The sequence below is a fragment of the Listeria innocua genome (genome assembly GCF_028596125.1).
Classification (GTDB): Bacteria; Bacillota; Bacilli; order Lactobacillales; family Listeriaceae; genus Listeria; species Listeria innocua.
Map to the genome: position 1 here is coordinate 155,698 of NZ_CP117229.1, position 22,058 is coordinate 177,755.

Genomic DNA, 22,058 nt, shown 5'->3' on the forward strand with positions numbered 1-22,058 from the left:
ACGGTATACTCACAATGAATTAGTAAGAATATTTTATTGGGATTAATTTGAAAAGGATGGTTTTTATGAAAGAGCGCGTCATTTTAAAACGTAATCTAAAGAAAATAGGTTTAGCACTTCTTAGCGTTATCTTACTTGCAAATGTTTTATTTCAAACTAACTTTGTTAAAGCAGCAACTGACTATGGCTCTAGTTTTTTGCAATCAGTTGAATTGTTAGATGCAGATGGTAACCCAACAACTGATTTTGGTTATTATGATAGTGTTCAAGTTCATTATACTTGGGCAATCCCTAATTCGAGTAATGTGAAGGCAGGGGATACAATGCAATTTGTATTACCTCCAGAACTACAAATAGTAACAGATTTAGATTTTTCATTGAAAGACCATAAAGGCAATGTAGTAGGAAATGTAGTCGCGACTAAAGACACCGGCAAAGTAGTCATTACTTTTACAGACTTTGTAGAAAAAAACTCAGACGTTAGCGGTTATCTTGATTTTTGGAGTAACTGGGATAAATCTTTAGTTGAAGGAAACGAAAAAGTTCCATTAGTATTTCCAGTAAATGGCACTACAGAAACTATTACCGTAGAAGTCGGCGGGAAAAATCAAATCGATCCAACCGAAACTTTATACAAATATGGCTGGGCTAATGCCAAAAACCCGGAACTTATCCAGTGGGTAGTTCGAGTTAATTATGCCAAAGAAAACATTCAAAATGCTGTTTATGAAGATTTTGTTGGACCTAAACAAGTAATTGATTTTAATTCTATCCAAGCAGTACACGGCGAGTTTGACCCTGATGATAATTTCACCCCAGGAGCTGCAGTCCCGTCCTCAGACATCATTCAAACAACAGATGGTTTTAAAGTAAACCTAGGGAATTTAACAGATTCTGTAAAAATTTCTTACTATACTACTTCCACTGACAACGGAGCCTCCCCTAGTTATACAAATAAAGGACAACTAACTGGCGACAACTATGTTACCCAAGAAATCGAAGTAGCGACCCCGACATCTGGCGGTAGCGGTGGCGGAGAAGGAACAACCGGCTCAGTAGAATTAACTAAAACGGACGATACCGCGGAGAGAAACCCTCTAGCAGGCGCCGAATTTAAATTAGTCAACTCAGCAGGAACAGTAATGCAAGAAAACCTTGCAACTGGCACCGATGGAAAACTAGCTATCACAAGCTTGAAGTACGACACATATCAATTAATCGAAACAAAAGCACCCACGGGATACGTATTAGAAGCGTCACCAGTAGAATTTACAATCGATGCCACCCACCAAGCTATATTTGTTTCAAAAGAAAATAAGGCAATTAAAGGCTCGGTTTCACTCATAAAAGAAGATAGTGAAACAAAAGCAACTTTAGCAGGTGCCGAATTTGAATTACAAGATAAAGCCGGTAATACGTTGCGCTCGAATTTAATCACGGATAACGCTGGGAAGCTAAATATCACAGATCTTGCGCTTGGGGATTATCAACTTGTAGAAACAAAAGCGCCGGTTGGCTATATTCTTGATGCAACCCCGGTTAACTTTACTATTAGTGAAGCACACCTTAATTTAACTGTTACAAAAGAAAACACGAAAGAACCTGAAATACCTGTAGTTCCAGAAAAACCTATAATTCCAAATAAACCTGATATTCCGGAAAAACCTACTGTGCCAAAAACACCAGTAGTACCAGATAAAATAGTAAGTTCAGATGAGCAACCAACAACATTACCAAAAATAGGAGATAGCTCATTTGCTAGCGGCTTCGGAATCCTGCTCGTAGCGCTTTCTACCGCTGGATTAATTGCATTTAGAAGAAAATAACAAAAAAGGAACCAAAAGCACAGAGATAGTCGCTTTCGGTTCCTTCTTTATATTGTCCGAGTTTGATCTTGTAAAACAGCTTTTAATGAGTGATAAGCTGGAATTGATAAATTTAAATCCACTCGATTTATTTGTTGTGCCATTTTTGGTTGAATGCCAGAGATGAACGCCTCGACACCTAGAAGCTTGAGAACAGTTACTAAATTATTTAGCATGTCTCCAAGTGCATCGTCAAAGTAAGTTATTCCTGATAAATCAATACAAAGTTGCTCAACGCCTAGTTGAACGCATTTCTTAGAAGTAATTTCAGTTAATTTATCTGCTCTTTCGCGGTCAATTCCTCCCATTAAAGGAAGTATCGCCAATTTGTCAGTTATAGAAATAACCGGAGTGCTAATTTCCTCAATTAAACGATGTTGTTGTTCTAAATGTTTCACAATATCGTTATAATACATTGCAGAAAAAGCTTCATTGATTCGGTCAAATCCGTGATTAACCATCGCTAAGCTGGAAGAAAAATCACATTTAGAAACCTCATCATTATGGATGCAAAAATCGTTAACTGCCGAAACAAATTCACGGCGTAGTTTATCTAGGGTAGTAATTACTTCAGGCAAAGGAACTTCATTTTCCATACGACGCGCGTACATGTTATCAAGCCATTTATCAAGTTTCAGAAAGAAAGCCTTTTTACCTGTGAAGTAAGAAATGATTAGGTCAGCTGTTTGTTCGCTATCTGCGCGAAGTTCATCTTTATATCGCGGGGAATAAACGAAACTCGTATACGTATTTTCATTTTCATAAATTTTCGAAAGCCAGTTGTTAATAATTTCTTCTGTATGGGCCCTTAAATAAAGTTCCATACTTCCATTCGCTTCATTCATACCAGACAACCCCTTTAAGTCTAAGTATAATACTTTTCTTTTATTCTATGCTCAAAAAGGTGTACTGTCCATTTATATTTTGGAAAAAAAGCTAATTTATTGAAAATGTAATATTCTTTAACAAATCAGTCGTTATTTTTTTGTTAAAATTCCGAAGCTATTTAAGCCTTGTCATGGTATAATATTACAATATGGATAGAAAGGAAGTTTTTTGTGGGATTACAGGATGAACTTACAATGATGCAACCAGTGGTCATGAAGATTTTTTCAAAAAGTGTCCGCGAAAACCGATTATCTCACGGCTATTTATTAGAAGGCTCAAGAGGTACAGGCAAGAAACGCACAGCACTTTGGTTAGCTCAGAGTCTTTTTTGTTTGGAGCGGACTGAAACCAACCTTGCTTGTGGCGAGTGTGCCAATTGCATAAGAATAGCGAGTCATAATCATCCGGATGTTCATTTGCTAGAGCCAGATGGAGCTAGTATTAAAATAGATCAGGTTCGCGCGCTTAAGCAAGAATTAAGTAAACGCGGAATGGAATCAGATCAAAAAGTAGTTATCATTTACGATGCAGAAAAAATGACTGTGCAATCAGCCAATAGTCTGCTGAAATTTATAGAAGAACCAGAAGGCGGTTTGTTATTACTATTTTTAACGACAAATCCTGGGCAAATTTTGCCAACAATTCAATCAAGACTGCAACCTGTCACGTTTAAATCACTAACTTTTGATAGTCTTGTAGCTTCACTAACGGCAGCGGGCATTTCCGAACAAAAAGCGCGGATTTATGCTAGTATTACTGGTAGCGTAGAAGAAGCGAAGACGTTTGAAGAGGGTGACTGGTTTAGTGATGCAAGAAATGTTGTCATCAAGTTATACGAAGGAATACACCATCAAGGAACGAGCCCATTAATTATCATTCAAGAATCATGGATGCCACTATTTAAAGAGAAAGATAAGATGGCGCTTGGACTCGAATTATTGTTACTGCTTTACCGCGATAGGCTGCATCTTACGCTTGATGAGAACTACGAACCTATTTGCACTGCGCAAAAAGAAATGCTCGGACAAGATGCGCTACGTAAGTCACTGTCCGAAACCACAGGGGAAATCGAGAAGATTCTCGCTGCGAAATCAAAACTGGATTCCAATATGAACACGCAACTTCTAATGGAGCAGTTGGTTCTTGAAATCCAAGGGAGGTAATCGCCATGCTTAAAATTGTAGGCGTCCGTTTTAAAGACGTTGGTAAAATATATTATTTCTCACCTGGAGATCTGGAAATCACAGAAAACCAAGGTGTCATCGTTGAAAATGCACAAGGTATCGAATTTGGGAAAACGGTCATTGAACCGCGCTATGTGGACGAAGAAGATGTCGTTTTACCGCTAAAAAAAGTACTTCGTGTTGCAACAGAAGCAGATTATAAATGTGTCGCTGAAAATGGTGACTCTTGTCAGAAAGCCTTTTTACTGTGTGATGAAAAAATCCGTGAGCGTGAGTTAGACATGAGCTTGGTGGATGTGGATTACACGTTTGATCGAAACAAAATTATTTTTTACTTTACTGCGGAAGGTCGCGTTGATTTTCGGGAACTCGTGAAAGATTTAGCGTCTGTTTTCCGGACTCGTATCGAACTGCGCCAAATCGGCGTTCGTGATGAAGCGAAATTGCTTGGCGGAATTGGCCCATGTGGTCGTATGCTTTGCTGTTCCACTTTCCTAGGCGACTTCGAACCAGTTTCTATCAAAATGGCTAAAGACCAAAACTTGTCCCTTAATCCAACGAAAATCTCTGGCTTATGTGGACGCTTAATGTGTTGTTTGAAATACGAGAATGATGAATATGAGCAAGCAAAACGTGAAATGCCAGATGTTGGTGTAAAAGTAAAAACTCCAGAAGGCGTAGAAGCACGTGTTTCGGGAATCAACTTGCTGTCTAGAATCCTACAAGTGAGTTTGCCCGAAGAAGAGACGGTTATAGAATACGAATTGGATGAGTTACGTCCATATAACGAATTTCTAAAACAACCGGCAAAGTCTTGAGGTGAAAAAATTGGATAAAAAAGCTATTTTTGACTCAGTCAGCAATATGGAGGAGCAAATTGGCGAATTGTATCAGCAACTTGGAGATCTAAAGACAAACTTAGGCGAAATGTTGGAAGAGAATAACCGGTTAAACCTTGAGAATGAGCATTTACGACGCAGACTTTCTTTGACGGATGAAGTGGCTCCTGAACCAGTGGCCGAAGAAGAGGCAGTTCATGGAGTGATGGCGCCGAATCGCAAAGAAGCGATGCAACAAATGATTGAACTCGGGGAAGGTTATGATAATCTTGTCCAACTTTACAAGGAAGGATTTCACGTTTGCAATGTACATTTCGGCAGTCCGCGTGGCAATGATGAAGATTGTTTATTTTGCCTATCCTTGCTTAACAAAAAATAACATGACGGGCCTTTCTCGATTCAGGAGAAGGGCTTTTTGCTAGAAAAGGTGAATCATTTGGAAAAACTCAAATTAATAGGCGATGAAAGGCTCGATTATTTACTAGCAGAAAATTTGCGGATTATTCAAAGTCCATCGGTATTTTCTTTCTCGATAGACGCGGTTCTCCTCGCGAAATTTAGTTATTTACCAATCCGTAAAGGGAAAATAATTGATTTATGTAGCGGAAATGGTATTATTCCTTTACTACTTAGTACGCGAACAAAAGCGCAAATAGTTGGCGTTGAATTTCAAGAGCGGCTTGCAGACATGGCAAAAAGAAGTGTTGCTTATAATCAACTGGAAGACCAAATCGAAATAATCGAATACGATTTGAACCATATTACCGATTTAATTCCAAAAGAGCGCGCAGATATTGTTACGTGCAATCCACCGTATTTTGCAACCCCATCTACAAGCCTGAAAAACGAAAACGAACATTATCGTATCGCTCGTCACGAAATTATGTGCACGCTAGAAGATACAATTCGAGTTGCCGCAAGCCTTTTAAAACAAGGTGGTAAAGCGAATTTTGTTCACAGGCCAGAGCGCTTACTAGATATTATTGATTTAATGCGAAAATACCGCTTAGAACCGAAACGCATCCAGTTTGTCCATCCACGAATCGACCGAGAAGCAAACACGGTTCTCGTAGAAGGCATCAAGGACGGGAAGCCTGGCGTGAAGTATGTCCCCCCTGTTATCGTGTACGATGAGCTAGGTGAGTATACCCCGGTTATTAAGGAGATTTTATATGGCGAAAGCGAATGAACATTTCTTTTACGTATTAAAATGTAGCGATAACTCTTATTATGGTGGCTATACGACGGATGTAACGCGCCGAGAAGCCGAACACAATGCGGGAATTAGATGCAAATACACTAAAACACGCCGCCCAGTAAAAGTCATCCATTTTGAAAAATTTGAAACGAGAAGTGAAGCCACTAAAGCTGAAGCGGCTTTCAAAAAATTATCGCGCAAAAATAAAGACAGCTACTTAAGCGAACGGGAGGAGGAGTCGAAGTGATACAGAGCCAAAAAAGTTTTAGCGGAGACATTCAAGGGGCGCTATACTTAGTCCCAACACCAATAGGGAATTTAGAAGATATGACATTCCGCGCAATCCGAATGCTAAAAGAAGCAGATATTATTGCAGCAGAAGACACGCGAAACACCGTGAAACTTTTAAATCATTTTGAAATTACGACCCGAATGACGAGTTACCATCAGTTTACGAAAGAGAATAAAGAAGATAATATTATTCAGCGGATGTTAGACGGTGAAGTGGTTGCGCTGGTTAGTGATGCGGGCATGCCTTCTATTTCTGATCCAGGTTATGAACTAGTCCAAAATGCGCTAAATGCAAATATTCCAGTCATTCCATTACCGGGCGCGAACGCTGCTTTAACCGCCTTGATTGCTTCAGGTTTAGCGCCCCAGCCGTTTTATTTTTATGGCTTCCTTCCTCGCCAAAATAAAGAGCGCACGCAGGCAATTGAAAAACTAGCAGCGCGCGAGGAAACTTGGATTTTATATGAATCACCACATCGTTTAAAAGAAACGTTAAAAGCGATCATTAAAATCACTGGAAATGACCGGAAAATGGTTTTATGTCGCGAGCTTACCAAACGTTTTGAAGAATTTTTACGAGGAACAGTTGAAGATGCGCTTAACTGGGCAACCGACGAAGAAGTTCGTGGGGAATTTTGTATTATTATTGAAGGAAATGCGAACCCACCTTTAGAGGAAGAACTACTTTGGTGGCAGGAATTGGATATTAAAACACATGTAAGTACCGTGATGGAACAAGAAAATATTAGTTCTAAAGATGCCATTAAAACCGTTATGAAAGCGAGAAATTTACCAAAGCGCGAAGTCTACGCTGCTTATCATGAAATAAAATAAAAAATCATGCGAGAGATCTTGTTCTAGATCTCTCGCATGATTTTTTTAAATCGTATCACCAAAGCGACGTTTGATTTCTTCCATTAACTCCGCAGCTCCTTCTTTACTAAGAGTCAGCTTACCATCCACAAATTTTTTATTATCAACAGAAAACTCTCCAGTAACATCACAAACCAAGCCAGCAGAATATTTTTTTAATACAATTGCATCTTCATCAGTAAAAATTTCTAAAGGGTCTTTTACGTTTAAATTCATTGTGCGTCTGATTTCAATCGGGATAACGACACGACCCAACTCATCGATTTTTCTTACCATTCCAGTTGATTTCATTTTCTCACCTTCTTGATAATTTTAATTCATTTTAACAGATTATCAATATAATAGGAATGAATTCGAGGTGAAAAGGGTATAGACCTTAAGCAGAAGAATTAGGGGGAATAAAAAATGAACATAGTTATCGCATTAATTCCAGCAGTGATGTGGGGGATTATGCCGTTAGTTGTTTCGAAAATTGGCGGTAAACCGAGGCAACAAATTATTGGTACAACATTCGGGGCACTAGCTTTCGCAATCGGCGTTTTTATTTTTACAAATCCAGAATATACAGCAACAATCATTATTGCTAGTTTTATTTCCGGGGCATTTTGGAGCTTAGGGCAAATGAATCAGTTCCGGGCCTTTACGCAAGTGGGCGTTTCTAAAACAATGCCACTTTCAACAGGAATGCAGTTAGTCGGTACCTCACTATTTGGTGTTTTTGCTTTCCATGAGTGGGGAACAACATCGAAGCTAATCCTAGGTTTTTCCGCGTTAGCACTTATTATTATCGGGATATTTTTAACGAGTTATCAACAACATAAAGACGAAAATTCCGGCCAAAATATGAAAAAAGGAATTGTCACTTTACTTATTTCATCAGTAGGTTATGTAGGATATGTCGTTATCACTCGTTGGTTTGATATTAGTGGATGGGACGCGATTTTACCTCAAGCAATCGGGATGGTAGTCGCAGGATTATTATTTTCCATCAAGTCCGAAGAAAAACGTTTTACAAAGCAAACATGGTTAAATATGATTCCAGGGGTGATGTGGGCTACTGGTAACTTGGCTCTACTTTTCTCAAACAAATTGGTTGGGATCGCTACAGGTTTTTCACTTTCACAAATGGGTGTTGTAATTTCGACCATTGGAGGAATCCTTTTCCTAGGAGAGAAAAAAACCAAGAAAGAACTTATTCTGGTCATTATCGGGGTTATCTTAGTTATTATCGGTGGTACGATGATAGGAATTGCTAAAAGCTAAGACCAAGCTTCCGGTTTGATAAAATGCTATACTTAAATTAATCTAAATTAAAGGTGGTTATGGTGAAAATGAATGCGAAATTAGAAGTAAATGGTGAGCTTGTAAAAGAATCTTATGTTTATTTATTGTCGCGGTATCTCGTTTTACGTCAAGAAAATTTTGATACGAAAGAAGATAAAATTCCATATAACACACTTAAGCATAATTCGGTAGCTCCAGCAGATGCGAATTTTGTGAATCCTAACTTTGATGTGGTTTATTCAGAAGCTTGGATCGCTGTAGATGACGATAATGCTGTTATTTTAGAAGTACCAGAAATTAAAAATCGCTACTATACTGTGCAACTTTTAGACGGCTGGGGCGAAGTGGTAACAAATATCAATGAACGTAACTACCCAGATCATCCATACGGAAAATTTGCTTTCGTTAAAAAAGGAACAAATCCTTCCGTTCCAAGTGACGCTGTAAAAATCGAATTACCATCAGAGAAAGTAAAAGTACTCCTTCGCGTAGAACAAAAAGACGATCCTGAAGGCGCAGTAAAACTTCAAAAAGCATTCAAATTCGACGCACCAGATAATATAAAAATCAAAGAACCACTTGAGATTCCACATTTCACTAATGCAGATTTCTTATTAGAAGAAATTTATTCCAATTTAGAAGAACTACTAGCAACGTATCCAGATAAAATGCCAAAAGCGGCTGAATTCCAAGATGAAGCAAGACAAGTTGCAGCTTATATTGAGCTTGGCGACGAGCAAAAAGCAGAAGTAAGAAACCTCATTGTAAAAGAAGCCATCCCTTATTTCACTGACGGAGCAAAAGGTTTCGGAACGCAAAAAGGCGGATGGTCAGTTACTTATGTGGCAGGCGCATTCGAAAACGACATTTTAGCACGAGCGATTATTAATTACGGAGGTATCTGGGCGAACTCCATCCAAGAAGCTTTATATTTCATCGGGCAGCAAGGTACGGACGGCGAACTTTTAAGTGGAGATAAAGTCTACAAAATCCATTTCCCGAAAGATCAACTTCCAAATGGCCTTGCAGAAGCTTTCTGGTCCGTTACACTTTACGGCGTTCCAGACTATCATGTTATTCCAAATAAACTAAACAAATTCAGTATCAATGACTATACTGGTCCTAAGACAAATGAGGACGGAAGCCTATCACTTTATATTGCAGCAGAAAAACCAGCAGATGTTGATCCTGGTAACTGGCTGCCAAGTAAAGCTGGCAAAGGATTCTCACTAAACTTCCGACTCTATGTTCCGAAAAAAGAAGTATTAGAAGGAAAAGTATTCTTACCACCACTTGAAGTCCTTTAATAAACGAAAAAAGCTAAGTATGAAACTATCGATTTCAGATAGTAACATACTTAGCTTTTTTTATTTCTTTTTAAATAATAGTAAAGGGGCGCTAATTAAAAGAAGTAGAGCTCCGAAGATAGTGGATGATGTACTTTGGTCAGTATCACCAGTTTTTGGTAAAGAGTTATAGGTTGTTTTTTCTATTGAATGACTAGAACTAGTAGTAGCTGGTTTTACAGTGACCGGATTATGAGCTACCGGGTTATCTGGATTAACAGAGTCAACTGATTTAACGGGATCAACCGTAATAGGTGTTGGTATAACAGCAGCTTTTTTATAAATATAGTCAATTGTTTGTTCAGTATCAGTGAAAGTACCAGTTGCATTTGTAGGTGTGGTTTCTAAAGTATAACCAGCAATTTTTTTGCTTGTTGATTGGTAATTACTATTGAGAACTCCAGTTAATGTATCTGATTCTGCGATTTTATTACCATCGCTATCAAGATAATTCACTGTGATGTTTGCCCCGGCTACTGGAGCAGGAGTTGCTACGTGAACTGTAACGTTTACTACATTTGAAACGTTGCCTGCCTTATCGGTTGCTTGAACATTGACGGAATAATCGCCACTAACTGCTAAATTAACAGAGGAAGTAAAATCGCTTGAGAGGCTAACAGTGGAGTCGTAATTATCAGTAACACTAGCATTAATATCTGTTAAAAATTGTTCTTCCGTAACACTGCTTCCAGGGCTGTACGTGATTTCAGTTTTATCAGCTTTAACAACAGGAGCATTAATATCTTTTGGTTTTAAAGAGCCAGTAGAGGTTGACTTGTTACCGGCCTTGTCTTGACTTGTAATAGTGGCAGTTGCAACTAAGGAATCGATTTTGGCTTCTCCACCTTCACCTGAATAAGAGGTTTTCCAGTCGAATTTTACTTTTGCTTTGGATAAACTGTCCCAACTGGTTACTTTGTCGAATTTAAAAGTAACGGTATTAGTGGAACTGTCAAAGCTAGTTGTCCCTACTTGATTTGTAATATTTTCCCCACCAACAGAAACTTGTAAATCCGTATAGTTCATGCCTGTTGCTAGAGCTAATTTTATTTCCAGTTTATAGTCTTCTTTGGTTTGATTCGTTAAATCTGGAAATGTAATGGTTGATGTATATTTATATGGAAAATTCTCATTGGTGTTTTGAAGTAATGAAATATCATTTGTATCACGAGTATCAGCAAGTGCAGAAACGGGCGTAAGTGCTATTTGACCAGCCAGAGAGCTTAAAATGATAAGGCTAGCAATAGTTTTTTTCTTAGTAAACATTTGTTAAATAACCTCTTTCCTGATGTTGAAATTTAATACAATTTAATTGTAGCACTAGATTTTGGAGTACAAGTGTACTAGTGGTAGTATAATGCGGCACACTTTGTCGAAATAGTGGCTAATGAGAATCATAAAAATATAAAATGTTCATTTAAACTTTGGCGATTAGCTCTATTAAATACTTTTACTCCGAAAACCTCTATCATCTTCCTGTTATTTCCGCTATAATGAAGTAATTGAAAACTAAATTAAACGGCAAACAAGGAGGAAAACGATTTGAACATTATGATTGCGCTGATTCCTGCATTACTTTGGGGAACAGTTCCGCTAATTATTACAAAATTTGGCGGTTCGACACGACAACAAACAATGGGGATGACGCTAGGGGCGCTCACTTTTGCAGTAATCGTTTTCTTCTTTACTGACCCGGTTTATACACTTAAAACAGTAGGAATTAGTTTTATAACAGGGTGTTTATGGACTGTCGGACAGATGTTCCAATTGCGCGCTTTTAAAATCATCGGCGTTTCAAAAGCGATGCCGATTTCAACCGGAATGCAATTAGTTGGAACAACACTTTGCGGCATTATTCTATTTCATGAATGGGATACGACGTTACGCATTATTCTTGGATTTATCGCACTTGCGCTTATCGTTGGAGGGATTTTCCTAACTTCCTATGCGGAAAAAGAAGAAGATGGAACTAACGCTTTAAAACAAGGCTTAATTACATTAGTTATTTCATCTTTAGGGTATGTAGGGTTAGTCGTTCTCATTCAAGGATTTAAAATCGACGGAATTAATGCGATTTTACCGCAAGCGATTGGAATGGTTTTAAGTGCCTTAATTATGACGCATAGTGGTGGCACGGAAAAACGCTTTAATAAACGTACATTGTTGCTCATTATACCGGGAATGATCTGGGCAGCAGGAAATGTGGCAATGGTACACGCAAACCAACTTGTCGGAGTCGCGACTGGTTTTTCACTTTCGCAGTTAGGTGTTGTCATCTCAACTATTGGCGGCATTGTACTATTAAAAGAAAAGAAAACCCAAAAAGAAATGCTTTATGTTATTGTGGGCGTAGTTTTAGTCGTTCTCGGCGGGATTTTAATCGGTGTCGCAAAAGGCGCTTAATTAATTATTTCGTTTAGCGCGAAAAATGATATAATGATACTAATTGTTTTATTTTTAAGGAGGGAATTGTGTTGCCTGAAGAGAAAAATACGTTTTATATTACAACACCAATCTATTATCCAAGCGGAAAAGCGCATATCGGACATGCTTATACGACTGTTGCGGGGGACGCGATGGCTCGTTATAAACGCTTAAAAGGATATGATGTGTTTTACTTAACTGGAACAGATGAACACGGTCAGAAAATCCAAGCAAAAGCAAAAGAACGCGGGATTTCTGAACAAGAATACGTGGATGAAATTGCAGAAGGTTTCCAAGAACTTTGGAAAAAACTAGAAATTTCTAATACTGATTTTATTCGTACAACACAAGACCGTCATAAAACATCCGTAGAAAAAATCTTTGAACAACTTTTAGACCAAGGCGACATTTACTTAGGTGAATACGAAGGTTGGTACTCTGTTTCTGATGAAGAATATTTTACAGAAACACAATTAGAAGAAGTATACAAAGATGAAAATGGTAAAGTAATCGGCGGAAAAGCTCCAAGTGGTAACGAAGTCGAGCTTGTTAAAGAAGAATCCTACTTTTTCCGCATGAGCAAATACGCGGATCGTTTAGTAGAATATTATAACTCGCACCCAGAATTTATCCTACCTGAATCTAGAAAAAATGAAATGATTAATAACTTCATCAAGCCTGGCTTAGAGGATTTAGCAGTATCTAGAACAACTTTTGATTGGGGTATTAAAGTTCCCGGAAATCCAAAACACGTTGTTTATGTGTGGATTGATGCGCTATCTAACTATATTACTGCGCTTGGATATAATACGGACAATGATACGAAATTCCAAAAATACTGGCCTGCTGATGTACAAATCGTTGGGAAAGAAATTGTTCGTTTCCATACGATTTATTGGCCAATTATGTTGATGGCACTAGACTTACCACTTCCAAAAATGGTATTCGGTCATGGCTGGATTTTGATGAAAGACGGTAAAATGTCGAAATCTAAAGGGAATGTAGTAGATCCTTACATGTTGATTGACCGCTACGGACTAGACGCGCTTCGTTACTATTTATTACGTGAAGTTCCATTTGGTTCAGATGGTTTATTTACGCCGGAAGACTTTGTTGACCGCGTAAACTATGATCTTGCTAATGACTTAGGAAACTTACTTAATCGTACAGTTGCAATGATTAATAAATACTTTGATGGTGAAATTCCAGCTTATCAAGGTAATGTAACAGAATTCGATCAAACATTAGTAGATTTCAAAAATAACGTCGTGAAAGAATACGAAGGTAGTATGGACCATATGCAGTTTTCAGTAGCATTAAACCAACTATGGTCACTAATTTCTCGTACAAATAAATATATTGATGAAACTGCTCCATGGGCACTAGCTAAAGAGGAAGATAAGCGTACAGAACTAGCGAGCGTAATGACACATTTAGCTGAAAACTTACGTATCATCGCAGTTTTACTTCAACCATTCCTAACAAGAACTCCAGGTGAAATCTTCTTACAACTAGGCTTGCAAGAAGAAAACTTGAAGAAATGGGATAGCATCTATGGCTACGGCGAAATTCCAGAAGGTACAACGGTAGTGAAAAAAGGTACGCCAATTTTCCCAAGACTCGATGCAGAAGTCGAAGTTACTTATATTCAAGATGAAATGAAAGGCTCTGCACCAGCTCCTGCTGAAGAAACTGCAGAAGTTGAAGCACTTGAAACCCCGCAAATCGGTATTGAAGATTTCGACAAAATCGATCTTCGGGTTGCGGAAGTAAAACAAGTAGACAAAGTGAAAAAAGCAGATAAACTTCTTTGTTTCCAATTAGACTTAGGTGAAGGTAAACTACGCCAAGTTCTTTCGGGTATTGCAGAATTCTACCAACCAGAAGAGTTAATTGGCAAAAAAGTTATCGTTGTTTCCAACTTAAAACCTGTGAAACTTCGCGGACTAATGAGCGAAGGCATGATTCTTTCAGGAGAAAAAGATGGAAAACTAAGCGTAATTGAAGCAAATAGCGCACTTCCAAATGGCGCAAAAGTAAAATAATAAAAACGAGCCCTAATTCGCTGGAGTTAGGGCTTCTTTTTTTATCGAAAAAAACTTTAAAAAAAAGATTGCATAATGCAAACGATTACAATATAATGTAACTATACTTACTTAATTCAATGAACGAAGTAAGTGCTCATCCAGAAGTAAAGGAGCCGGACTATGGATATCTTAAGAAAAGGGAACAAAGACTTAATTAAAGATATAAATCGCTATACCGTGCTGAATTTAATCCGTGAAAAAGGAGAAATCACACGTACAGAAATAGCTAAAAAATGCGATTTTGGGATGTCTACATTAACGTATATTCTAGATGACTTGCAACAAGAAGGCATTATTCTAGAAGGTGCGGAAACATCATCTACTGGGGGCAGACGTGCCAAACTAGTAAGATTTAATAAAGATTATGGATTTGTTGTTAGTGTCAAAGTAGAAGAGGAACAACTTCTTTTTGCGTTAACAGACTTAAATGCAGAAATTATTAAAAATACTTCCATACCATTTTCATCAGAGAAAAAACCGGAAGATGCAATAGACTTAATTGCTGAAAATGTAAAGAAAATGTGTAAAAACAGAGATATGAAAAACTTGCTAGGCGTTGGGATTGCTATTTCAGGTCTAGTGAATCGTAAAAAAGGAACAGTAATCCGCTCTACTATGCTAGGCTGGGAAAACGTTGCCTTAGAAGCGATGTTACATGTTCATTTCCCTGATATTCCAGTGTATGTAGATAAAAATATAAACTGCTACACACTCGCATACACACTCGCAGAACTTTGGTTAGGTGAAGGGAAACAATCCAATAATTTTGCAACCGTTTCAGTTGGTGCTGGGCTTGGTTTATCTGTTGTTATTAACCGTCAAATTTATTACGGTGCGCAAGGTGGAGCCGGAGAATTTGGTCATACAACAATCCAACCAGGCGGATACAAGTGCCACTGTGGTCAAAAAGGGTGCTTAGAAATGTACGCATCCGAATTTTACTTCCGAAACCGCGGCGAAGAAATAAAAGAAGCTTTTCCTACATCTGAATTAAATGATTTTCATTTTGATAATGTAGCAAAAAGCGCGCGTGCTGGTGACGAGATGGCGATAGAACTTATGGGTAAAATGGGAGAATATTTAGGATACGGGATTCGAAATATCATTAACACCTTTAACCCAGAAAAAGTAATTATTGTCGGGGAAGGCTTACACCACAGAGATTTATTCTTAACTAAAATTGATGAAATTGCTTCACAGAACTTTTTTTCAGGGGCTGGCTTTGAAACGGAAATTACAACAACTTCTCTAGAGGATCCTGCGTGGTTACAAGGTGCGGCTTTACTAGTCATCCACCAACTATTCCAAGTGCCAATCTATGAAGAAGAACAAACTTTATTACGTTAAAAGTACATAAATTATTTCGGGAGGTTATTTTTACATGGTTGGTATGACTAGAAAGAAAACACTATTTTGGCTATGCATTTTCTTGTTGCCCAATTTATTAGGTTTTCTCATTTTTATTGCTATCCCAATCCTTGGCTCGCTCGGTATTAGTTTTACCGATTGGGACTTAGTGAGTACGATTCACTTTACTGGATTTGAAAATTACAAACGTTTGTTTAATGACCCAGAATTTTGGAAGTCATTTAGAAATACTATCACATTTATCATCGGTTACTTGCCAAGTGTAATGATTCTTGGACTAGCTTGTGCCTTGATGTTAAACCAAAAAATTAAACTTAGACCATTTTTCCGAGCAGTGTACTTCTTACCCGTGATTACTTCATGGGTAGCTGTTTCACTCGTTTGGAAATGGCTTTTCAACCCTTCATACGGTCTCATCAATTATTTCTTATCGTTAATTGGAATTGCTGGACCGAACTGGTTAACAGACCCACAAACAGCGATGATTGCAGTTATTATAACTAGTGCGTGGAAAGATATTGGTTTCGTTATGGTACTGTTTTTGGGTGGTTTGCAAAATATTTCACCTTCCTATTACGAAGCTGCAAATATGGACGGAGCGTCAAAACTTCGCCAATTATTCTCAATCACCATTCCGCTTCTTACTCCGACTACATTCTTTGTGACGATAATTTCACTTATCAACTCATTCCAGGTGTTTGACCAAGTGATGATTATGACAGAAGGTGGACCAAGTGGAGCGACGATGACCTTAGTCCAAAACATTTATAATCATGCATTTAGATACTTCGAAATGGGCTATGCTTCCGCGATGAGTTGGATATTGTTTATTGTTATTTTCATCATTACAATTATTCAAAATAAACTTCAAAAAAGGTGGTCCAATTACTAATGAAAACAGAAAAAAGTGGTTCACCAAAATGGCAACTAATAAAAAATATTCTTACCTATACGATTATCTGTCTTGGTGGAATTATCATGCTTATGCCGTTTGTTTGGATGATTTCAACAGCCTTTAAAACAGGTGCGGCAAACATGGTACTACCGCCACAATTTATTCCCAAAGAACCGACAACCGCAAACTTCACTCAAGTATTTGAAATGTTCCCAATGTTGAGATTTTTACTGAACTCAGTCGTTGTTGCCGTTGTAACGACACTTGGTCAAATGCTGTTTTGTTCGATGGCAGCATACGCATTTGCGAGAATACCTTTCTGGGGCCGCGATAAGTTATTTTTACTTTATTTAGCGACAATGATGGTTCCAGCTCAAGTTACGATGATTCCGCAATTTATCTTAATGAAACAGTTTGGTTGGTTAGATTCTTATGCAGGGCTGATTGTACCAGCGTTATTCAGCGTTTTCGGCACTTTCTTATTACGCCAAGCTTTCATGGGAATTCCAAAAGAATTAGAAGAAGCCGCATTTATGGATGGGGCAAATCATTTTACTATTTTCCGAAAAGTTATTTTACCACTTGCGAAACCTACATTTGCAACACTTGGAATTTTAACTTTTATGCAATCTTGGAACAGTTATTTATGGCCATTAATCGTGACAAGTTCACAAGAAATGGCAACTTTACCTTTAGGATTATCTCTTTTACAAGGTAGATATGGAACGAATTACGGCTTAATGATGGCGGGTGTACTTATTAGTGTTATCCCGATTCTAGCAGTGTACCTTTTTGCTCAAAAATATTTCATCCAAGGAATGGCTATGAGCGGAATGAAAGAATAAAAAACCAACAAAAAAGGAGTGTTACAAATGAAAAAAGGTTTATTATTGTTAATGGTAGTTGTACTGTCTGTATTTGGTCTCTCAGCTTGCGGCGGTGGTAGTAGCAGCGGCGATAAAACGGAAATAACGTATTATCAATTCTCTGCCCCAGCGGATGGAAAAGCACTTGATAAAATGGTAAAAGAATTTGAAAAGCAAAACCCTGATATTAAAGTAAACGTTCAAACAATCGCATTTAACGACTATTTCACTAAACTACAAACACAAATCGCAGGTGGCGATGCTCCTGATGCCTTTGAACTTAACTACGAAACATTCATGCAATACGCTGAAAAAGGTGTTCTTGCAGATTTAACAAGCTATATCGAAAAAGATAAAGATTTTGATCCATCTACTCTTAATAAACAAGCGTATGATGCTTTCAAATATGACGGCAAACAATACGGTATGGTAGAAAGTTTCTCCAACGTTGTAACTATTTATAATAAAGACCTTTTTGACAAAGCCGGAGTTGAATATCCAACTGCTGACTGGACTTGGAAAGACGAAGAAGCTGCAGCGAAAAAATTAACAGATGCTAAAAATAAAGTTTGGGGAACTTCCCAACCAGTAACAATGAACGAATTCTTCAAAGTAGCTGCACAAAATGGTGGTTCAATTTTCGATAAAGATATGACAAAAACTACTATTAACAGCCCTGAAAACGTAGAAGCATTAACTCACTTAACTAATGAAGTAACAGAATCTAAGGTTGCTCCTTCACCATCTGATTTATCTGGACAATTACCAGAAGACTTATTCATGAATGGTCAAATCGCAATGCTTCATACAGGTATTTGGTTATTCGATATGTTCCAAGATGCACCATTTAAATGGGACGTACAAGTAGAAGCAGGCAATAAGCAAAAAGCGACTCACTTCTTCGCTAATGGAATCGGTGTTTCTAAAGACTCAGATAAAAAAGAAGCAGCGTTCAAATTTGCTTCCTTCATGAGTGCAAATAAAGAAGCGGCAAAAATTAGAATTGCAAACAACTGGGAACTACCAGCAACCGAAAATAAAGAAATTTTACAACCGTATCTAGATGCGACTCCTCCAGATAACAGAGAAGCAGTTTTTGAGTCCTTACAATATATGGTATTACCTCCAGTTGTAAAAGATTGGAACAAAATTAGTGATTATACAAACTCAGAATTTGAAAAAGTGCTAAACGGCGAATCTACACCAGAAAAAGCACTGAAAAATAGTGAAGATAACATCAACAAAACAATGGGCTTTAAATAAGTAACGAGAGTGGCAGGGAAGTTTGTAAGTACCTTTACAAATTAGACTGCCACTTTAGTATATCCAAGAAAGGAAATAAAACATGTCTAAATTCACAAAATTAATGCAGGGTTACTTGCATTTAATAGAAGGAAAAAATGAAAATATCAAGCCAATCCTACTGGAAACAAAACCTGACTTTACAACTGATTCAGTACTTGAAACCGCGTCTTGGCTATGGCTTAGCAGTAAAATCAACCATTATGACAGAGAAGAAGTAGAGCCAGTAATTGCATTTTTAGTTGAAAACTGGAATCGTCCTGAAAAGTCTATTTGGGGTTCAGGTGAAAATGATATTTATTTAGCAACTATTTCAAGTGTATACTCTGCATTATTAGATGTGAAAAACACTTTTCCAAAACCGGAGTTACAACAAACAATTACAATTATCCGCGACTATTGTTTTGATAATTTATTAAAAGGTGATAGCATCCTTACTGGCTTTAACACGCGAAAAGTGTCAACCGACCAGCTTTTATCCGTGCTTCCGTTTGGGTTATTTTCGCCCGAAGATCTTGTAATGGTGGCGGCTGTTGGCAAAATGGAACAACAATTAGTGCAAGATGATGGAGTACTGCCTTATTCAGGAGCTCCGAAAGTTAATTCCTTTGCAACGGCTCTAATGGCGCTATATTTCTTAGAAAAAAGCGACCAAGATAAAGCGTTACACTATTTGAATATGGCAATGAAAATGGAAGATAATGATGAACTTGGCGCGATTTTTATTGAAATTAATCAAGCTTTCCGGGCGATGGAAAGTGAAGTAACAGCACATATTTCACACGATCCTTTCGGGAATGAAAATCGCTATGAGCAGCAGTTAACTGAACGTACGCCACATTATCCCGAAACAGAAATGCATTTTTCGGCTGCGTGTGAAGTAATTTCTGGAATCGAAGCAATCCAAGTTGAACTTGTATTAAAAGAAAAAGACTGGACCATTTTATGTGAGAAAAAAGAGAAAAATGATGTCCAAATCTGGGAAGCACTCGTTCCGCCGTTAGAAGAAGTTGGCGAATATACCTATTATTTCCGGGCGACAATGAAAGATCAAACCACTTTGACATCAGATGATTATACTGTCGAACCAATCTGGAAACACTGGTCAGAAGAAGCAGCAATTTGTGAAACAGAGCAAGGCTTAATGGTTTTATTTAAAGAAAATCCATCAAGTGTCATCCCGGTCGAGTTCGCCGTGAAATCAGATGAACTTGTAATCGGATTAAAACCTTCATTTGAAGCGAGCAATGTTAAAACAAAATCATCGGGCCAATTGAAAAAAGATGATTTAGAGATTATCGTTTCAAATAATCCAGTGCGTCTTGAGGTTCACTTTAAAGGCAAATTAATTTTAGAATCGCATAAAATTTACCCAGCGTTACAATGGTATACCGATAAAACTGGCACGATTAACAAAGTAAAACTGCATTTAGACGCGCCAAAAGAAGAAGAGTATTACGGCTTCGGTGAACGATACAATGCATTAGGTCAGCGCGGGAATGTGCTTGATTGCTTTGTTTATAATCAGTACCGCGACCAAGGAACAAGAACCTACATCCCGATGCCGTTTTATCATACGAATCGTGATTATAGTGTGTTCGTTGATACCGCTCGTTACACAAGTTTTGATTTAGGTAACCAATTAGCGGACAAGCATACAATTACAGTCGAAATAAATGGCTGCGATACAGATATATGTCTTTTAATGGGAGATATTCGTAGTGCAGTTGCTAATTATATGAAAAAAACTGGCAAGCCTGCAATGGTTCCAGTCTGGGCGCTTGGACCGTGGATGTCTAGTAATAACTGGGACCGCGAATCTGTCGTTCGAAATGAAGTAGAAACAACGCAAGAGTTGCAAATTCCGTCAACGGTTGTCGTATTAGAACAATGGAGCGATGAAGCAACTTATTATATGTTCAATGACGCCGAATATGATGAAAAAGCACCTTCAGAAGCATATTCTTATGATGAAATTCGGTTCCCTTCATGGGGCAGATGGCCAGATCCAAAAGGGATGGTTGACTACATCCATGACAACAAAATGAAATTAATTCTTTGGCAAATTCCGATTCAAAAATACTTAAACCGTCAACAACACCCACTAAAAGACCGTGAAGAAGCCTATATGATTGAAAAAGGATATGTGGTGAAAAATCCGGATGGCTCGCCGTACCGTATTCCGGAAAACTGGTTCACCGAAAGCTTGATAATGGATTTCTCCAATGAAGAAGGAAAAAAATGGTGGTTTGATAAACGACAATATTTGATTGATATTGGCGTTGATGGCTTTAAAACAGATGGCGGCGAATTCGTTTTTGGAGAAGGATTGCAGTTTGCTGATGGTAGACGTGGCGATGAAATGCGTAATCTTTATCCAAATGACTATGTGGAAGCTTATTATCAATTTGCGCAACAAAATGATGGCATGACATTTAGTCGCGCTGGCTATACGGGCGCTCAAAACTTCCCGGCTCACTGGGCTGGTGATGAAAGATCGACTTTTGACGCTTTTAGAAGATCCCTTATTGCTGGACTTTCAGCTGGATTTTCTGGAATTCCGTTTTGGAGCTTTGATTTTGCAGGATTTAATGGTGACATTCCAACTGCCGAACTATTTATCCGTTCTGCTGAAATGGCTACTTTCTGCCCAATTATGCAGTATCATGCCGAAAGTAAAGCCGAATTCAACCAAGACCGGACACCGTGGAACATTGCCTCAAGGACTGGTGATGACTCGGTTATTCCAATATACCGTCATTTCGCGAATGTAAGAATGAACATTTTACCTTATATTTATAATGAATCGTTAAAATGCGTCGAAACAGGCTTACCGATGATGCGTGCGCTTCTACTGGATTATAAAGAAGATCCTCGTGTTTCTGATATGTATGACCAGTACTTATTTGGGGAAGCAATGCTGATTGCACCAGTGATTGAAGACGGCGTGCGCTCCAGAGAAGTTTATCTGCCAGAAGGAACTTGGTATGATTTCTGGAACGGAACAAAAGTGAACGGACCAACTCTACGTAAATGCAAAGCGGATAAAGAAGAAATTCCAGTATTCATTCGTGGCGGTAAAGCCGTGCTATGTAACGTTGATGCCACTTTAAAACTCGGCTCATGGGTTGGAAATACAGTGGAGGAATACGATACACCATTACTCAAAGTTTATTTAGACGGCGATTTCACTGAAGAAATTACTGACCATTTATCAGAAAAATGGCTAGTAAAAGTTACCGAAAATGCGGATGAAGTAACTATCTCCGTTCAAACAAATACGCCAGAATACGAAGTTGAAGTAATTGGAACGACCAAAAAAGTACAAATAAAGAAAGGAAGATAACG

The 22,058-nt window shown here is 38.1% G+C and carries 19 protein-coding genes; 16 read left to right on the forward strand and 3 right to left on the reverse strand.

The window, feature by feature from the left end:
• Window positions 1–65: 65 nt before the first annotated feature.
• Entirely contained in the window at window positions 66–1,826 is a 1,761-nt protein-coding gene (locus PQQ29_RS01305; protein ID WP_187983791.1) for a SpaA isopeptide-forming pilin-related protein, read from the forward strand.
• Window positions 1,827–1,873: 47 nt separating this feature from the next.
• On the opposite strand, the gene PQQ29_RS01310 is transcribed toward PQQ29_RS01305, so the two are convergent.
• Window positions 1,874–2,710, reverse strand: a complete 837-nt coding sequence (locus tag PQQ29_RS01310) for an STAS domain-containing protein (RefSeq protein ID WP_003759910.1) — start codon at window positions 2,708–2,710, stop codon at window positions 1,874–1,876.
• A 213-nt stretch (window positions 2,711–2,923) separates the two neighbouring features.
• On the opposite strand from PQQ29_RS01310, the gene holB reads away from it, so the two are divergent.
• The 6 genes from holB to rsmI are packed head-to-tail and all read left to right on the forward strand — an operon-like array spanning window position 2,924 to window position 7,099.
• Window positions 2,924–3,916: a DNA polymerase III subunit delta' gene (gene holB, locus PQQ29_RS01315; RefSeq protein WP_045553668.1), complete on the forward strand. Its 993-nt coding sequence runs from the start codon at window positions 2,924–2,926 to the stop codon at window positions 3,914–3,916.
• 5 nt (window positions 3,917–3,921) lie between these two features.
• Window positions 3,922–4,755 (forward strand): PSP1 domain-containing protein, encoded by an 834-nt coding sequence (locus PQQ29_RS01320; RefSeq protein ID WP_003772526.1) that lies wholly within the window; start codon window positions 3,922–3,924, stop codon window positions 4,753–4,755.
• A gap of 10 nt (window positions 4,756–4,765) precedes the next feature.
• Window positions 4,766–5,155, forward strand: a complete 390-nt coding sequence (yabA, locus tag PQQ29_RS01325) for a DNA replication initiation control protein YabA (RefSeq protein WP_010990275.1) — start codon at window positions 4,766–4,768, stop codon at window positions 5,153–5,155.
• A 57-nt stretch (window positions 5,156–5,212) separates the two neighbouring features.
• Entirely contained in the window at window positions 5,213–5,965 is a 753-nt protein-coding gene (locus PQQ29_RS01330) for a tRNA1(Val) (adenine(37)-N6)-methyltransferase (RefSeq protein ID WP_187983840.1), read from the forward strand.
• On the forward strand, window positions 5,949–6,221 hold the full coding sequence (locus PQQ29_RS01335; RefSeq protein ID WP_003759922.1) for a GIY-YIG nuclease family protein: 273 nt from the start codon (window positions 5,949–5,951) through the stop codon (window positions 6,219–6,221). Before PQQ29_RS01330 ends, PQQ29_RS01335 begins: the two co-directional genes overlap by 17 nt.
• Window positions 6,218–7,099 carry a 16S rRNA (cytidine(1402)-2'-O)-methyltransferase gene (gene rsmI, locus PQQ29_RS01340; protein ID WP_003772523.1) on the forward strand — a complete coding sequence of 294 codons (882 nt, stop codon included), beginning with the start codon at window positions 6,218–6,220 and terminating at the stop codon, window positions 7,097–7,099. The genes PQQ29_RS01335 and rsmI overlap by 4 nt, the downstream gene beginning before the upstream one ends.
• A 45-nt stretch (window positions 7,100–7,144) precedes the next feature.
• Here the strand turns inward: rsmI and PQQ29_RS01345 are convergent, their stop codons facing one another.
• Entirely contained in the window at window positions 7,145–7,429 is a 285-nt protein-coding gene (locus PQQ29_RS01345) for an AbrB/MazE/SpoVT family DNA-binding domain-containing protein (RefSeq protein ID WP_003759929.1), read from the reverse strand.
• A 114-nt stretch (window positions 7,430–7,543) separates the two neighbouring features.
• On the opposite strand from PQQ29_RS01345, the gene PQQ29_RS01350 reads away from it, so the two are divergent.
• Window positions 7,544–8,401, forward strand: coding sequence for a GRP family sugar transporter (locus tag PQQ29_RS01350; protein WP_003759931.1), 858 nt, complete (start codon window positions 7,544–7,546; stop codon window positions 8,399–8,401).
• 62 nt (window positions 8,402–8,463) lie between these two features.
• Window positions 8,464–9,729 carry a DUF1214 domain-containing protein gene (locus PQQ29_RS01355; protein ID WP_187983790.1) on the forward strand — a complete coding sequence of 422 codons (1,266 nt, stop codon included), beginning with the start codon at window positions 8,464–8,466 and terminating at the stop codon, window positions 9,727–9,729.
• Window positions 9,730–9,789: 60 nt separating this feature from the next.
• Here the strand turns inward: PQQ29_RS01355 and PQQ29_RS01360 are convergent, their stop codons facing one another.
• Window positions 9,790–11,034 (reverse strand): MucBP domain-containing protein, encoded by a 1,245-nt coding sequence (locus tag PQQ29_RS01360; RefSeq protein WP_187983789.1) that lies wholly within the window; start codon window positions 11,032–11,034, stop codon window positions 9,790–9,792.
• Window positions 11,035–11,310: 276 nt separating this feature from the next.
• Here PQQ29_RS01360 and PQQ29_RS01365 point away from each other — a divergent pair, with 276 nt between their 5' ends.
• From PQQ29_RS01365 to PQQ29_RS01395, 7 genes are all read left to right on the forward strand, one after another.
• Entirely contained in the window at window positions 11,311–12,171 is an 861-nt protein-coding gene (locus PQQ29_RS01365) for a GRP family sugar transporter (protein WP_187983788.1), read from the forward strand.
• Between the two features lie 65 nt (window positions 12,172–12,236).
• The gene (metG, locus tag PQQ29_RS01370; RefSeq protein WP_258210440.1) at window positions 12,237–14,237 is read left to right on the forward strand and encodes a methionine--tRNA ligase; all 2,001 of its coding nucleotides are present in this window, start codon (window positions 12,237–12,239) and stop codon (window positions 14,235–14,237) included.
• Window positions 14,238–14,399: 162 nt separating this feature from the next.
• Window positions 14,400–15,626, forward strand: coding sequence for an ROK family transcriptional regulator (locus PQQ29_RS01375; RefSeq protein ID WP_187997221.1), 1,227 nt, complete (start codon window positions 14,400–14,402; stop codon window positions 15,624–15,626).
• A 34-nt stretch (window positions 15,627–15,660) separates the two neighbouring features.
• Complete coding sequence (locus PQQ29_RS01380) at window positions 15,661–16,539, forward strand: carbohydrate ABC transporter permease (RefSeq protein WP_003722709.1); 879 nt, start codon at window positions 15,661–15,663, stop codon at window positions 16,537–16,539.
• Window positions 16,539–17,387 carry a carbohydrate ABC transporter permease gene (locus PQQ29_RS01385; protein WP_003764955.1) on the forward strand — a complete coding sequence of 283 codons (849 nt, stop codon included), beginning with the start codon at window positions 16,539–16,541 and terminating at the stop codon, window positions 17,385–17,387. Before PQQ29_RS01380 ends, PQQ29_RS01385 begins: the two co-directional genes overlap by 1 nt.
• Before the next feature lie 27 nt (window positions 17,388–17,414).
• Window positions 17,415–18,671: an ABC transporter substrate-binding protein gene (locus tag PQQ29_RS01390; protein WP_003759948.1), complete on the forward strand. Its 1,257-nt coding sequence runs from the start codon at window positions 17,415–17,417 to the stop codon at window positions 18,669–18,671.
• Window positions 18,672–18,753: 82 nt separating this feature from the next.
• Window positions 18,754–22,056, forward strand: coding sequence for a glycoside hydrolase family 31 protein (locus PQQ29_RS01395; protein WP_147732814.1), 3,303 nt, complete (start codon window positions 18,754–18,756; stop codon window positions 22,054–22,056).
• The last annotated feature ends 2 nt before the right edge of the window (window positions 22,057–22,058 follow it).